Here is a 12,872-nt window from a genome sequence, read left to right on the forward strand (position 1 = left end):
GCTCTTCCGATCTTCCTCCTTCAATTCGTAAGCCTATAATACAAAAGGCTGAAATAAAACGCCAGAGATGAAAAGAAATTGTAAGAAAAAGGAAAGAAGTAAGTAGAGCGCGCAGCGTTGATCATGAATTCATGATTGCGTTTTAGATAAGGAATAAGATACAATGAAACAAAGGGGTGATCATGTTGTTTGGAATTTATCAGGATATTAAAAATTTGGTCTTGAAAAATCCTGAAAGTATTTTAAGTTTGATGGCATTAATTTTGGGTTTATTTCTGCCGGGGCTGCTTCAACTGTGTATCAATGAAAGGGAGCTGTTTCTGCTTTTGGATCCGATCCGCGTTCTGTTGTACGCGCTGACGTTTTCCGTCCCGATGTTCGTTATTTGTTTTGTTGAAGAAATATATTTCAGTGCTAAATACTCCGAGGAAGCAGTTATCCATGAATGCTGCTGGATTGCCGGTTTTGAGTCTTTGCTCAGCTTGAGTTGTCTTGTTTTAATGCATCATTATTTTTTTCAGCTTGATCTGTTGACGAAATATGGTATTTGTATGTTGATCGGCGCTTGTGTTATCGCATATTTTGGTAAAAAAGAAGGCAAGGAAAAAACAACTTACATTCAAAAGGAAACAAACGATAGCCGCCAGAAGGACAGCGAATCAACGCATCAGGACTGATCGCCAAAACGCCGCATTCAGAATGAAAAGAATACGATTCCACAAAGCCGCGGGAAAGCGGATTTTACCCTTGTGCAAAGCGTGAAATCGTGCTAAACTAGGGATAAATTCAAGGACCAAGAGGAACCTGGAACGGGATAAGTCAGAGAGGGAAGACAGTGGCTGAAAGCTTCCTTTATCACCCCCCGGCGACTGACACTTGCAAGAAGCGGCAGGGAACCAGCAGTAGCTGCCGACGAATTTCCGGCGTTATCGGAAAGAGGGCATGGAGCAATCCGTGAACTAAGGTGGTACCACGCAGTCAAAGCGTCCTTAGACAGGGCGCTTTTTTTGTGGATCGGCATCCCAAGGCAAGGAACTTGAAAATAGAAAAAGGAGGAATTGATGATGGAGAATTACCAGACTCCGCGCGGCACGCAGGATTTACTTCCGGAAGCGACGCGCAAGTGGCAGAAGGTTGAAGATTTGATCCGCAACCTCTGCGACGTTTACGGGTATGAGGAAATCCGCACGCCGGTCTTCGAGGACACGCGGGTTTTCAAACGGGAAAACGACAGCTCCGACATGGTCAATAAGGAAATGTATACGTTCTCTGTGCATGGCGAGGATTCGCTGACGCTCAGACCGGAAGGCACGGCCGGGGTTGTCCGCAGCTTCGTGCAGCACAAGATGTACGGGCGGCTGGAAATGCCGGCCAAGCTCTACTACATGGGCGAAATGTTCCGTTATGAACGGCCGCAGAAGGGCCGTTACCGCCAGTTCAACCAGTTCGGCATCGAAAACATCGGCATGAAAAGCCCGCTGATCGACGCCGAGGTGATCGCGTTGGGTTACAGCATCGTCAAAGCGCTGGGCTTAAGTCAGGTCAAGGTGTTGATCAACACGCTGGGCGACGATGAAAGCCGGGCAGCCTACCGGGGCGCGCTGCGCGAGCACTTCAAGGACAGCGTCGGTGAGCTGTGCGCAGACTGCCAGCGCCGCTATGAACAAAATCCGCTGCGGCTTCTGGACTGCAAGGTCGATAACGAACATCCAAGCATGCAGAACGTGCCGTCGCTGCAGCAGTATCTGACGCCGGAGTCGAAGGCATACTTCGATCAGGTGCTCGCCGCGCTGGACGCGTTGGAAATCCCTTATGAAATTGACGACAAGCTGGTGCGCGGCCTGGACTACTACACCCACACGGTGTTTGAGGTCGTTTCCACGCATCCGGAATCCGGCTCGCAGGCAACCGTCTTCGCGGGCGGCCGCTACGATGGACTGGTCGAGTATTTCGGCGGTCCGGAAATGTCGGGCGTCGGCTTTGCGATGGGTCTGGAACGCTTAATGATCCTGGCGGAGGCGGAACAGGTTGAGCTGGGCGAAGAAGCCAGTCTGGACGTCTACGTCATGGCGCTGGGCAACGTCGGAACGCTGCCGCTGGCGCTGGCAACCGAATGTCGCGCCGCGGGCTATCACACGGAATTCAACATCCAGCCCCGGTCGCTGAAAGCTCAATTCAAATCGGTGGACCGGCGCAAGGCCCGGGTTGCGGTCATCGCCGGTGAAAGCGAAGCCGCCAACCATCAGGTCAATGTTAAATTTATTGAACAACAGCGTCAGATTACGATTGATCAGGATGAGCTGATCGCGACGCTGGACGCTTATTTTCAGGCAGAAGGAGAAGAAGAAGCATGAAACGGACTCACAATAACGGCGAACTGCGCTTAGCCAACGCCGGAGAACACGTTACGGTCGTCGGCTGGGTTGCCCGCCGGCGTAATCTGGGCGCGCTGGTCTTTATCGACCTGCGCGACCGCAGCGGTATCGTTCAGATTACCGTGGATGAAAAACTGGCCGAGCAGGTTAAGGACGTCCGCAACGAATATATCCTGCAGGTCGAGGGCAAGGTTGTCGAACGCCAGGATAAAAATCCGAAGATGGCGACCGGAGAGATTGAAATCTATGCCGAAAACGTGAACATCGTCAACACGGCGGAAACCACCCCGATGATCATTGCCGAGGAAACCGACGCGCTGGAAGACACGCGCCTGAAATACCGTTATCTCGATCTGCGCCGTGCGCCGATCCAGAACAATCTGATCCTGCGTCACAAGGTCACGATGCTGACGCGTAATTATTTGTCCGATCAGGGTTTTATTGAAGTTGAAACGCCGATCCTGTGCAAATCGACGCCGGAAGGCGCCCGCGATTATCTCGTGCCGTCGCGGATTTTTAAGGGCAAGTTTTTCGCCCTGCCCCAATCGCCGCAGATTTACAAGCAGCTGCTGATGGTCGGAGGAATTGAAAAGTATTTCCAGATCGCCCGCTGCTTCCGCGACGAGGATCTGCGCGCCGACCGCCAGCCGGAATTCACGCAGATCGACATCGAGATGAGTTTTGTCGACGAGGAACAGGTCTGGACGGTTGTCGAAGGTTTGATGAAGGAAATCTTCCGCAATCTGAAAAACGTCGAACTGGACGCATTCCCGCGCTTAACGTATAACGAATGCATGGCGCGGTATGGCTCGGATAAACCGGACACCCGCTTTGACATGGAAATTCAGAACTTAAACGTGGTATTTAAGGATACGGAGTTCACGGTCTTTAAAAATGTCCTGGAACAGCCGAAGGGGATGGTCGGTGCAATCGTCGCTGCTCAGGCCGCGGATCAGTTCTCCCGCAAGGATATCGACAAGCTTCAGGAATTTGTCAAAATTTACGGGGCAAAGGCGCTGGCCTGGCTGAAAATGAGCCAAGGTGAATTGAGCGGATCCGTCGCCAAGGTGCTCAAGCCGGAAGAAAAGAACGCTTTGATCGAAACGCTGGGCTTAAAGGACAACGATCTGATCTTTATGATCGCGGATAAAGCGAAGGTGGCTCAGACGGCGCTGGGTGCGCTGCGTGTGAAACTGGGACGGCAGCTGAATCTGATCGACGAGAGCCGTTACAATTTCCTGTGGGTCACCAACTTCCCGATGTTTGAATACAGCGAGGAAGAACAGCGCTATGTCGCCGCGCATCATCCGTTTACCAGCCCGAATCTGGAAGATGTCGACAAGCTGATGAGCGATCCGGAAAACTGTTATTCCCGGGCGTATGACCTGGTGCTCAACGGCTACGAGCTGCTGAGCGGCTCGATCCGGATTCATGATCAACATGTCCAGGAGAAGGTCTTCGAGGCGATCGGCATGTCGATGGAGGAAGCCCGCGAAAAATTCGGTTTCTTCATTGACGCCTTCCGTTACGGCACGCCGCCGCACGGCGGCGTAGGCATCGGTCTGGAACGTCTGGTTATGATTCTGGCCGGTACCGACAACATCCGCGACGTCGTGGCGTTCCCGAAAACAGCCAGCGCGTCGGATCTGATGAGCGAGGCGCCGAACACCGTGGATGAAAAACAGCTGAAAGAACTGCACATCGCGCTCGAAAAATAAAACTTTCTATAAGTTTCCAAATGTCAAGCATTCATAATTAAAAAAATGCGTGCTATAATACTAATGCCTAAAGGGAACACATATATTTCCAACACTTGATATATGGGAATCCGGACGTTTCAGTTTGGTGTCGAAAACTCTGATTTATCAGGGGATCCTAAAAATCTGAACAGGGTACCCACCTGGCTTATAACCGGGAATCATATCAACCCTTTAGGTCACAAAGAAAGCCTTCCGACGAAGGCTTTTTTTGCGTGCTGATTGGGAGTCCGGCCAGAGCAGGAGTGGCTGATAAGAAGGATTCAGAGGGCGGACATCCGCTTGGAAGCCGGGTGATTTCAAGAGCTGCCTGTCCTTTCCAAGCCTAGAGAATTCTGCCTGCGCCGATCGGAGTTCTCCTCCTTTACATTTCAGGTAAAGGATGATATTCTACTTGTGGAATATGAACGGAGGAGGGTTACCGGATGGCGCTGAAACAAGGCTTGCTTGGATTATTGAATTATGGCGAGATGACCGGCTATGAGCTGGCGAAAGCGTTCAACGATTCCCTGTCGTTTTTCTGGCAGGCGCAGACCAGTCAGATCTACCGTGAGCTGAACCAGCTGGAAGCGGAAGGATTGCTTCATTCCCGGATTGAAGTCCAGACGGGCAAACCGGACAAACGGGTGTATGCGATCACGGCTCAGGGCAAAGCTGAACTGGACCGCTGGTTAGCGAGCGATCTGAGTACGGAAATGATGCCGACACGCAGCGAGGTACTGCTGCGGATCTTCTTTTCCGGCCGCCGTTCGCCCCACGAAAACCGGGAAATGCTTGAGCGGTTAGCGCAGGTCTACGAAGTTCGCCAGAGAGAGATGGAATCTGTCGCCGGTTTGATCGAACAGTATCAGGTGCTGACCCAGTCGCCTTCGGACGCGGTGGTTTGGGAAATGACCGCTGATTTCGGCCGGGCCTATACGCAGATGTGCCAAGACTGGATTGACCGCTGCATCGCGCGGCTGAAGGAGATTGAAAATGAAAATTCTGACGCTTAACGGCAGTCCCCGCGGCGCTGCCAGCAATACGTTTCAGCTGACACAGGCGTTTCTTGAGGGGCTGCGGCAGGAGCTGGAAAGTCCGCTGATCGTTAAAACAAGGATGATCAATGAGCTGAACTTAAGCCCGTGCCGGGGATGCTTCCGCTGCTGGACTGCGACGCCGGGCACATGTGTTATCCCGGATGCGATGGCGGAGGTGCTGGAAGAAATGCGGTCAGCCGATCTGATCCTGTGGAGTTTCCCATTATACTATTTCGGCATGCCGGGACCGGTGAAAACGCTGCTTGACCGCTGTCTGCCGCTGAATCTGCCCTGGATGGAAAGGGATGCGGACGGACGCCCGGTTCATCCCCGGCGTGATCAGAATGCCCCGATGAAATCAATCCTGATCTCTACCTGCGGCTTTACGACGATTGAGAACAATTACGAAGCGCTGATCCGGCAGTTTGATCTGGCCTTCGGTACCAGTCTTAAAATACTATGTCCCCAAGGCGAGCTGTTCGCTCATCCCGAGCTGCGCCGGCAGACCTCGGCGTATCTGATTCAGGTTACGCAGGCCGGGCGGGAATACGCCCGGACCAAAACGCTGTCCGACAGCACGCTGCGGCGCTTAAGCGAGCCGCTGCTGCCGGAAGAAACGTTTATCAGTCTGGCGAATGCCAGCTGGAATATCCAGAATCCAAAGGAACAGAACGATCCGCAGAAGACAAAAGTCCGCCAGGCTGAGCAGTTTACCCGCCAGATGGCGGCGCTGTATAATCCGGCGGCGTTTGATGGAAAAGAACGGGTATTTGAGATTTTCTATACGGACGTGCAGACCGGCTATCAGCTGACGCTGGGCAAGACCTGCGAACTCTGTCCATTGGGAACGAAGCCCTATACGACGCGCGTGGAAACGCCGTTAGAGGTCTGGCAGGCGATTGCTCGCGGCGAACTGCGGGGCGAGCAGGCGATGATGGAAGGCCGTTACAAAACGCGGGGCGAGCTGGCTCTGTTGATGGACTGGGACCGCTATTTTAGCGGCCCGGGGAATTCCATTCCCTCAGATTTGGAAAAAGGGAAGAAAAGGACCAACATGCTTCTGTTGATCCTGCCTTGGTGCTGCTTGTGGATGTTTCTGCCATTTTCCGCTTCGCTGGGCGCCAGCGCCGCGATTATGACGGCGGCGGGACTGGCGCTGGCTGGCAAAAAATGGACGCTGACGATCTATGACGGATTTACCGGCCTGTTGGTCGCGGCCTTCGCTCTGGCGGCGCTGCAGGGCGCTGATCTGCGCTGGCTTATCCCGCTTTCTTATCTGGCGTTCGGTTTGTTATGGCTGCTCTCCTGCCTGACGCCGATACCGTTAAGCGCGCATTATTCCAAGGAAAAATATCATGGCGATGCGGCGTATCAGAATCCTGTATTCATGCGGACCAATCTGATCCTGACGCTGGCCTGGGGCTTGCTTTACGCGGCGAGCGCGGGAGGAACATATGTGATCATGCGCAGTGCGGTTCCAGAACTGGCGGCGCTGATCAACACGCTCTGCCCGCTACTTCTGGGCTTGTTTACGCTCTGGTTTGAGAAAGCCTATCCAGCTAAAATTGCCCGCGGTTAGAATGCGGGTTTTTGATTGGGCGCTTTTGCGCATCGCAAAAGTATCTGAAATTGCGCTGGGAAAATGAATATGAAGTTTGTCTTCCGGGCGTGGCTGCGGCCAATAAAAAACTCCCCAAAGCGGGGAGCGTACAGATCAGAACTGAAGCAGGACGCCGACCGCTGCCGACAGGGCAATCCAGACGATCGGATGCTTTTTGATTTTCGTCGTTAAGAATAACAGCACGGCGAACAGAATAATATTTTTTAACGGAAACAGATCGATCAGACTGCCGGATGCCTGAAAGGCGCTCAGATTGATGACGGAAACGTTGACCAGATTCAGCGCGGCGCACAGGATCAGCGCGGCGACCGCTGGTTTCAGCCCTGTGAAGATCGCCTTGACGACCGGACTGTCGCTGAACTGCTTTAAGAAATGCGCGATGATGATGATAATGACGATGCTCGGCAGCACCAGTCCCAGCGTCGCAACCAGCGAACCGGGAATGCCGGCGGTGGTAAAGCCGGTGTAGGTCGCCATGTTGACGCCCATCGCACCCGGCGTTGATTCCGAGATCGCAATCATGTCGACCAACGTCTCTACGGTAAACCATGTGTATTTTTCCGCCAGCTGGTGTAAAAACGGGATGGTGGCTAAACCGCCGCCGACAGCGAACAGACCGATCTTGAAAAATTCAAGGAATAACTGAATCAGTAAACTCATGCCTTTTTCCCTCCCAGCTTATATTTTAAGAATCCAAATAAGCCGGCCCCCAGCGTGATGAAGACGACTGAAATGTTGGTAAACAGCGACAGCACAAACGCGAAGATAAACATCGCGACGCCGAAGCCGTCCTTGACGCCGTTTTTGATCAGCTTGTAGACGGAAGTCAGCACCAGGACGCACACGCCGACGCGCAAACCCGCCAAAGCATGCTGGACAATCGCCAGGCTCGCAAAGTTCTGGATGAACGCCGCGATGATGATAATGATGACCAGCGACGGGAAGACGAAGCCGAAGGTCGATACCAGCGCTCCCAGCACGCCTTTTTGATAATAGCCGATAAAGGTCGAAACGTTGACCGCAATGATGCCCGGCGTGCATTGACCGACCGCGTAATAATTGGTGATTTCATCGTAGGTCGCCCATTTTTTCTTCTCGACGATTTCCGATTCCAAAAGCGGAAGCATCGCATAGCCGCCGCCGAAGGTGAACAGCCCCAGCTTGCTGAAGGTTGCGAATAATTCCAAATAATCCCTCATGATTCTGCATTTCCTTTCTTAACCAGGTGACAAATGACCGGATAGTGATCGGATGGATATAATCCGTTGAAACAGGTGGTAATGGTCCGTGTTGAGCGAACGTCGAAATCCTCGCTGACATAAATATAGTCGATCGGCAGGCGATCTTCCTTTAACCGGCCCTTGCCATAATGCAGTGTGTTGAACGCTGCCGAGGAATCATAGACCGGTTTGAGCCGCAGCCGATTTTCCGGCATGATCAGAAGCTGCAGCGAGCGGCTGGACATCGTGGTGTTCAGATCGCCCATCAGGATTAACGGACAGGCTGTTTCCTCTTGAAGCCGCTGCATTTCATCAATAATCGTGCGGATTTCAAAGGTCCGGGTGTAGGCCAGCAAATGATCCAGATGGGTGTTGAAAACGCGGAAGACTTGTTCAGTTTCCAAATCTTTCAGCTGCGCCATCGTGCAGATCCGCGGAAAAACGCTCGTCCAGGTCCGGCTGCCGGCTTGATCCGGCTGTTTTGACAGCCAGAACGTTTTTTCCCCAAGCAGTTCAAAGCGATCTTTCAGAAACAAAATATCGGAATGTTCGTTCATGAACTGCCGCCGGCGATTGCGCGCCTGACCGACGAACTGGTATTGCGGTAAAAGCGCCTGCAGCTGTTCGCGCATCACGTCGCTTAATTCCTGGACGCCGATGATATCCGGCGAGGTGGAAGCGATCAGATTGCGGACATACTGCCGGCGGGTATCCCAGCGCAGATTCTTCCGTGTAAAGAACATGTCATTTTTTAAATTGAAGGTCATTACCTTTAAACAGGTCATTTCATCACCGCCGTTTTTCATTATACTCAAGTTTGCCGCGATTTACAAAGCAAAAGGGATGAAAGATTGTTTCTGAAAGAGTTTCACAAAAAGTTCACAGGCGCTAACCAAAAAAATTTATAGCTGAAGAAAATTTCTGATCGAATTGTAAGCGCTTAATCCTGCGCAAAATGTCTTCTATCACCTCCGTTGAGCGCGTTTTTCAGGTTTTAACCGAAATAACATTTAGACAAAGCGCGGGGAGTGTCCAAATGGAAATATTGACACGACTCTGGAATTACGCTAAAATGTGAATAGTCAAATTAAACGCTTACAAAGGGAGGAATTACACTTATGGAAATTGTAAATGTTCGTATTGACGAAAGATTGATCCACGGTCAGGTTGCAGCTGTCTGGACGAATACGTTAAACGCTACGCGTATCATGGTTATTGATGATATGGCAGCAAAAGATGAAATTCAGAAGATCGCGCTGAAGATGGCTTGCCCTTCAACGGTTAAACTGTCGATTCTGCCGGCTGAAAAAGCAGCGGAAAGACTGAAAAGCGAAGCTTATCCGACGGATCGGATCTTCATCGTTCTGAAAGGCCCGAAGACGATTAAGCAGGTTGCGGATGCCGGTTATATGTTCCCGGTTGTCAACGTCGGCAACATGTCCAACAAGCACGGTTCAACGCAGATCAAGCGTTCGGTCAGCGTTACGCCGGAAGATGTCGCTGCATTCAGAGAGCTGAATGACAGAGGCGTCAAGTTTACAGCGCAGATGGTTCCGACAGAAGAAAAAATCGACTTCATGCCGCTGATCAAAGACCTTTAATCAGGTAAAACTGTAAATTAAAATCAGGAAGAACAGTCGCGTTTCGGGACGAGCGATCGCCGGGGCGGCTGTTCTTTTTTTGTTTGTTCGGACATTTTCAGAAGGCTCCAGGATACAACGCAGGACTTTGACAGTCAGGGCTGGATCTGTATAATGTAAACAGAGGACGTCTGAGCATCGCTCAGGCGGATAGAGGAGTGGGAAGAAATGAAAGTTTTGGCGAGTGATTTTGACGGGACATTATTCTTCAAAGGGACGTTCAAGCCTGAGGATCTGCGGCAGATTCGGGCGTTCCAAGGGCAGGGACACCGCTTCGGTTTGTGCACCGGCCGGCCGCTGCCCGGGGTAACCGAGCCGATTCGCGGCGTTTTGCGCTGTGATTTCATGATTCTGAGCAGCGGAGCGCTGATTCTGGACGATAAAGGAAGAATAATTTATAAAGCCTGTATTGATCATGACACCGCTGTTCAGGTTGGGCGGATGTTTGACTCAAAGCTGGATTTTTACTATCAGACCTGCGAAGGCACGTATTGCCAACGGCTGCCGGACGGTCAGATTCCGGCGTCAGCGTCGATTTTAACCGCGATTCCTTACCGGATCTTTACCCGCTTAAGTGAGTTGCCCAGTGATATTTACGGATTATCCTTGTATGCCAAAACCGACGATTACGCCCGGCAGATCGCGATGAAGATCAATACGCAGTTTCCCTCGCTTGCTGCATTTCAAAATGAGGAATGGATCGACGTCGCCCCGCGCGGTTGTTCCAAGGGGAAAGGCATTGAAATCCTGAAGTCCCATTTGGCGTTGGATACGATAGCCGGCATCGGCGATTCCTATAATGATATTCCGCTATTGCGGACGACGTCGCCAAGCTTTACGTTTCATTCCTCCCCCGCCGCAGTGAAACAGGAAGCGCAGATCGTAGTGAATTCGCTGGCTGAGGCGGTTGCGATTTTGATGCGCCAATAAATTCTCATTTCAGCGCATCATCCGGGAAGAAAGCGTCGGAAGAGAAAGGCTGTCAAATAAAAAAATCCGCGGATCTGCGGATTTTCTGTTTATTTCTCTTTTTTCTGCATTTGTTCTTTGATGATGGTCAAAGCCTTGGGCGGAACTAAATGCTTATCGCCGCTGTAGGTGATGACGGTAACGAAGGCCATCGGCATCTTTTTCTTTTCAAAGTCCTTGATGCTTTTATATCGCACGACTTTGCCGCGGTTGATAAAGGCGCTGTTGCTGTAATAGAACTTGTACTGGATGTTGGCCATGAAGAATTCCGCCAGAAACAAAAAGAAGATCAGAACGCCCAGCGCGACGGTCGTGTAATCCTGAATGGTATACCCGTAAATTCCGGAAAGTACGCCCAGAATCGACAGGACGATATAGGCGATTTTCGGCCCTTTGGAAAAATCCATGCACTGATATTTGGAACTGATTCCCCCCGCCGCGGCGATCGCTTCGCGCGCGTCCTTTAATTCTTTCATTCGCGAGGCGAAGATCAACACCGCCACCACGGTTATAAACGCTACAATCCACATGCTTTTCTCACTCCTCAATTTATTGCTTTCTGTTTTTCCTTTCCATTATAACAAAAATCCAGGAAAAAACGAGGAAAAATGCAGAATTGTCGCGCATCGGTTATGATTCGTGGGAAGAGGGAGGGAAAGAAAACCGGATCAGTTGAAGGCTGGCCGCTGATTTGAAGGCTGTCATGAATCTGAGATAGTCTCGAGGGTTTTCAAGACGTGCTGTTCTGGGTGTCGTCACCGCTTGAAATACGTTGAGCAACAGTTTCTCAGGTTTTCCCTCGGTTTCCGCTTCACAAACCCGCATCGCTTTGATTCTATTGTCCGCTTGAACTGACTTGGAAAAAATAAAAGTCATTCTACCCCAGCGGATATCCGCGGCTCAACAAAATCCTGCATGATTGATATTGTATAAAAGGGGAAATAACTCCCCCATGGGAAAATGATGAACCATTATCCGCAAAGTGAAAAGAACGTTTATGGGATGCTTAACGTTCTCTTTCGAAATAAGCTTCAATTTTGCGTGTATTCTTTTTGAATGTTGAAAAAGGTCGGACATCACAGATTTCAATAATGGAGAAGGACATGGCCGGGTTCCATAAAGCGAAATGAAAAGGAAAGGACAGACGAATTAAGTTCGGCTTGTTCAGCGGTGGTTAGAGCCGGAATTTTTCCGTTTCTGAACCGTATAAAATAAACAAATGGCAACGTTGAATCAGAATTGACAGAGAGCCTGATCTCGCTGTTTCTGATCGGTGACGCTGCTTAGAACCCGATTCCGCAGCGGCTTTTCCAAGTTCAAGTGTCTTGAACAGTCCCATTGTTTTTTTACGAAGGGGCATGCGGTTTCAGCAGCGCTTTTGGATTCTGGTCGAATTTTGAATGACGAATACAGGGAATTTTGTTATAATGAAACGCAAGAGGTGAAGAACATGGAAGAAATGAGAGCGAAACTGTGTCGGATCGCCGATTTGCCGCAGTCGGGGAAGCCGGTCGTTTCGATTAATATCAAGCCGTATGTTTCGATCATCGTCTGCATTCTGGTCGGAATTTTGATGATCGCCGCGCAGTTTGTCTGGATTGTAGGCGCCATTCTGATCATTGTGGCACTGCTGGTTTTATGGAAAACGCCGGATTACACCGTGCTGGAAGCCTATCCTGATTATTTTGTGGTTTATACCCGGGGCGACGAGGAGTTTTGTCAGATGGTGCGCTGGGATGAGGTACAGGAATGGGTGTTCCGCCAGGGCAAGGCCGGCATGGATATGCTGGTGATTCGCGTCAGTGAAGAAGAATTTGTATTCATCAACGCGTACAGCAGTACGAAACTGGTGCATTGCTTTAATAAGTTTATTCCGGATAAGGAAGCGCATCGGCAGCAGCAAGCGAAGATGAAGAACTCGCCATTCAAGTGGCCAAAGAAGTGGGGCAGAAAGTAATAAACGGACGCTCGCGCAAGCGCGTTCGCTGGAGGTTATTATGAATATTGATGATTTGATTATTAAATATGGTCTGACGATCGGCCGCCGGTTTACCCGCAAGGAGAAGAATTTCTTCTGCAACGAGATCGGCAAGGATTTCCAGGCGCTGGGCTATTCCGTGCGCGGGGCGATCGGAAAGAAAAAAAGAACCAGGGGGATGAATTTGATGATCGGCAACGTCGGCAAGGCGAAGACGATCTTCGTCGCGCATTACGACACGCTCAATCACGATTTCGGCAATCCGATCCGCTATTTTCCGCTGGATGGCAACG

12 protein-coding genes and 1 pseudogene are annotated in these 12,872 nt (G+C 50.9%); 9 read left to right on the forward strand and 4 right to left on the reverse strand.

Going from position 1 to position 12,872, the window contains the following annotated elements; genetic code table 11:
- Positions 1 to 326 precede the first annotated feature (326 nt).
- From AC5OW4_RS11830 to AC5OW4_RS11850, 5 genes are all read left to right on the forward strand, one after another.
- Positions 327 to 677 carry a hypothetical protein gene (locus tag AC5OW4_RS11830; RefSeq protein ID WP_493676999.1) on the forward strand — a complete coding sequence of 117 codons (351 nt, stop codon included), beginning with the start codon at positions 327 to 329 and terminating at the stop codon, positions 675 to 677.
- Positions 678 to 1,061: 384 nt separating this feature from the next.
- Entirely contained in the window at positions 1,062 to 2,354 is a 1,293-nt protein-coding gene (gene hisS / locus AC5OW4_RS11835) for a histidine--tRNA ligase (protein WP_072685033.1), read from the forward strand.
- Positions 2,351 to 4,093: an aspartate--tRNA ligase gene (gene aspS / locus AC5OW4_RS11840; RefSeq protein ID WP_072685034.1), complete on the forward strand. Its 1,743-nt coding sequence runs from the start codon at positions 2,351 to 2,353 to the stop codon at positions 4,091 to 4,093. Before hisS ends, aspS begins: the two co-directional genes overlap by 4 nt.
- Positions 4,094 to 4,557: 464 nt before the next feature.
- Positions 4,558 to 5,127: a PadR family transcriptional regulator gene (locus AC5OW4_RS11845; RefSeq protein ID WP_072685035.1), complete on the forward strand. Its 570-nt coding sequence runs from the start codon at positions 4,558 to 4,560 to the stop codon at positions 5,125 to 5,127.
- Positions 5,108 to 6,730, forward strand: coding sequence for a flavodoxin family protein (locus AC5OW4_RS11850; protein WP_072685036.1), 1,623 nt, complete (start codon positions 5,108 to 5,110; stop codon positions 6,728 to 6,730). Before AC5OW4_RS11845 ends, AC5OW4_RS11850 begins: the two co-directional genes overlap by 20 nt.
- 135 nt (positions 6,731 to 6,865) lie before the next feature.
- Here AC5OW4_RS11850 and AC5OW4_RS11855 read toward each other — a convergent pair whose 3' ends face one another.
- From AC5OW4_RS11855 to AC5OW4_RS11865, 3 genes are read right to left on the reverse strand one after another with little or no spacing between them, the layout of a single operon-like run.
- Positions 6,866 to 7,432 carry a chromate transporter gene (locus AC5OW4_RS11855; protein WP_072685037.1) on the reverse strand — a complete coding sequence of 189 codons (567 nt, stop codon included), beginning with the start codon at positions 7,430 to 7,432 and terminating at the stop codon, positions 6,866 to 6,868.
- Positions 7,429 to 7,959, reverse strand: coding sequence for a chromate transporter (locus AC5OW4_RS11860; protein WP_493677000.1), 531 nt, complete (start codon positions 7,957 to 7,959; stop codon positions 7,429 to 7,431). Before AC5OW4_RS11860 ends, AC5OW4_RS11855 begins: the two co-directional genes overlap by 4 nt.
- 8 nt (positions 7,960 to 7,967) lie before the next feature.
- Entirely contained in the window at positions 7,968 to 8,777 is an 810-nt protein-coding gene (locus AC5OW4_RS11865) for an endonuclease/exonuclease/phosphatase family protein (protein ID WP_493677002.1), read from the reverse strand.
- Positions 8,778 to 9,110: 333 nt separating this feature from the next.
- On the opposite strand from AC5OW4_RS11865, the gene AC5OW4_RS11870 reads away from it, so the two are divergent.
- Positions 9,111 to 9,593, forward strand: coding sequence for a PTS sugar transporter subunit IIB (locus tag AC5OW4_RS11870; RefSeq protein WP_072685039.1), 483 nt, complete (start codon positions 9,111 to 9,113; stop codon positions 9,591 to 9,593).
- A 207-nt stretch (positions 9,594 to 9,800) separates the two neighbouring features.
- Positions 9,801 to 10,562, forward strand: a complete 762-nt coding sequence (locus AC5OW4_RS11875) for an HAD hydrolase family protein (protein ID WP_493677003.1) — start codon at positions 9,801 to 9,803, stop codon at positions 10,560 to 10,562.
- A gap of 89 nt (positions 10,563 to 10,651) precedes the next feature.
- Here AC5OW4_RS11875 and AC5OW4_RS11880 read toward each other — a convergent pair whose 3' ends face one another.
- Positions 10,652 to 11,131 carry a hypothetical protein gene (locus AC5OW4_RS11880; protein WP_072685041.1) on the reverse strand — a complete coding sequence of 160 codons (480 nt, stop codon included), beginning with the start codon at positions 11,129 to 11,131 and terminating at the stop codon, positions 10,652 to 10,654.
- A 920-nt stretch (positions 11,132 to 12,051) separates the two neighbouring features.
- Here AC5OW4_RS11880 and AC5OW4_RS11885 point away from each other — a divergent pair.
- Together AC5OW4_RS11885 and AC5OW4_RS11890 are read left to right on the forward strand one after the other, a co-directional pair.
- Positions 12,052 to 12,558: a hypothetical protein gene (locus AC5OW4_RS11885; RefSeq protein ID WP_072685042.1), complete on the forward strand. Its 507-nt coding sequence runs from the start codon at positions 12,052 to 12,054 to the stop codon at positions 12,556 to 12,558.
- A gap of 40 nt (positions 12,559 to 12,598) precedes the next feature.
- A pseudogene (locus tag AC5OW4_RS11890) lies at positions 12,599 to 12,872 on the forward strand (hypothetical protein); the annotation flags it as partial.

The organism is Holdemania sp. (genome assembly GCF_986127675.1).

Bases quoted from the DNA above. Each gene is read 5' to 3' on its own strand.
- aspS (WP_072685034.1), top strand. From the start codon at position 2,351: ATGAAACGGACTCACAATAACGGCGAACTGCGCTTAGCCAACGCCGGA.
- AC5OW4_RS11865 (WP_493677002.1), bottom strand. From the start codon at position 8,777: ATGACCTGTTTAAAGGTAATGACCTTCAATTTAAAAAATGACATGTTC.
- AC5OW4_RS11850 (WP_072685036.1), top strand. From the start codon at position 5,108: ATGAAAATTCTGACGCTTAACGGCAGTCCCCGCGGCGCTGCCAGCAAT.
- AC5OW4_RS11880 (WP_072685041.1), bottom strand. From the start codon at position 11,131: ATGTGGATTGTAGCGTTTATAACCGTGGTGGCGGTGTTGATCTTCGCC.
- AC5OW4_RS11875 (WP_493677003.1), top strand. From the start codon at position 9,801: ATGAAAGTTTTGGCGAGTGATTTTGACGGGACATTATTCTTCAAAGGG.
- AC5OW4_RS11845 (WP_072685035.1), top strand. From the start codon at position 4,558: ATGGCGCTGAAACAAGGCTTGCTTGGATTATTGAATTATGGCGAGATG.
- AC5OW4_RS11885 (WP_072685042.1), top strand. From the start codon at position 12,052: ATGGAAGAAATGAGAGCGAAACTGTGTCGGATCGCCGATTTGCCGCAG.
- AC5OW4_RS11855 (WP_072685037.1), bottom strand. From the start codon at position 7,432: ATGAGTTTACTGATTCAGTTATTCCTTGAATTTTTCAAGATCGGTCTG.
- hisS (WP_072685033.1), top strand. From the start codon at position 1,062: ATGATGGAGAATTACCAGACTCCGCGCGGCACGCAGGATTTACTTCCG.
- AC5OW4_RS11870 (WP_072685039.1), top strand. From the start codon at position 9,111: ATGGAAATTGTAAATGTTCGTATTGACGAAAGATTGATCCACGGTCAG.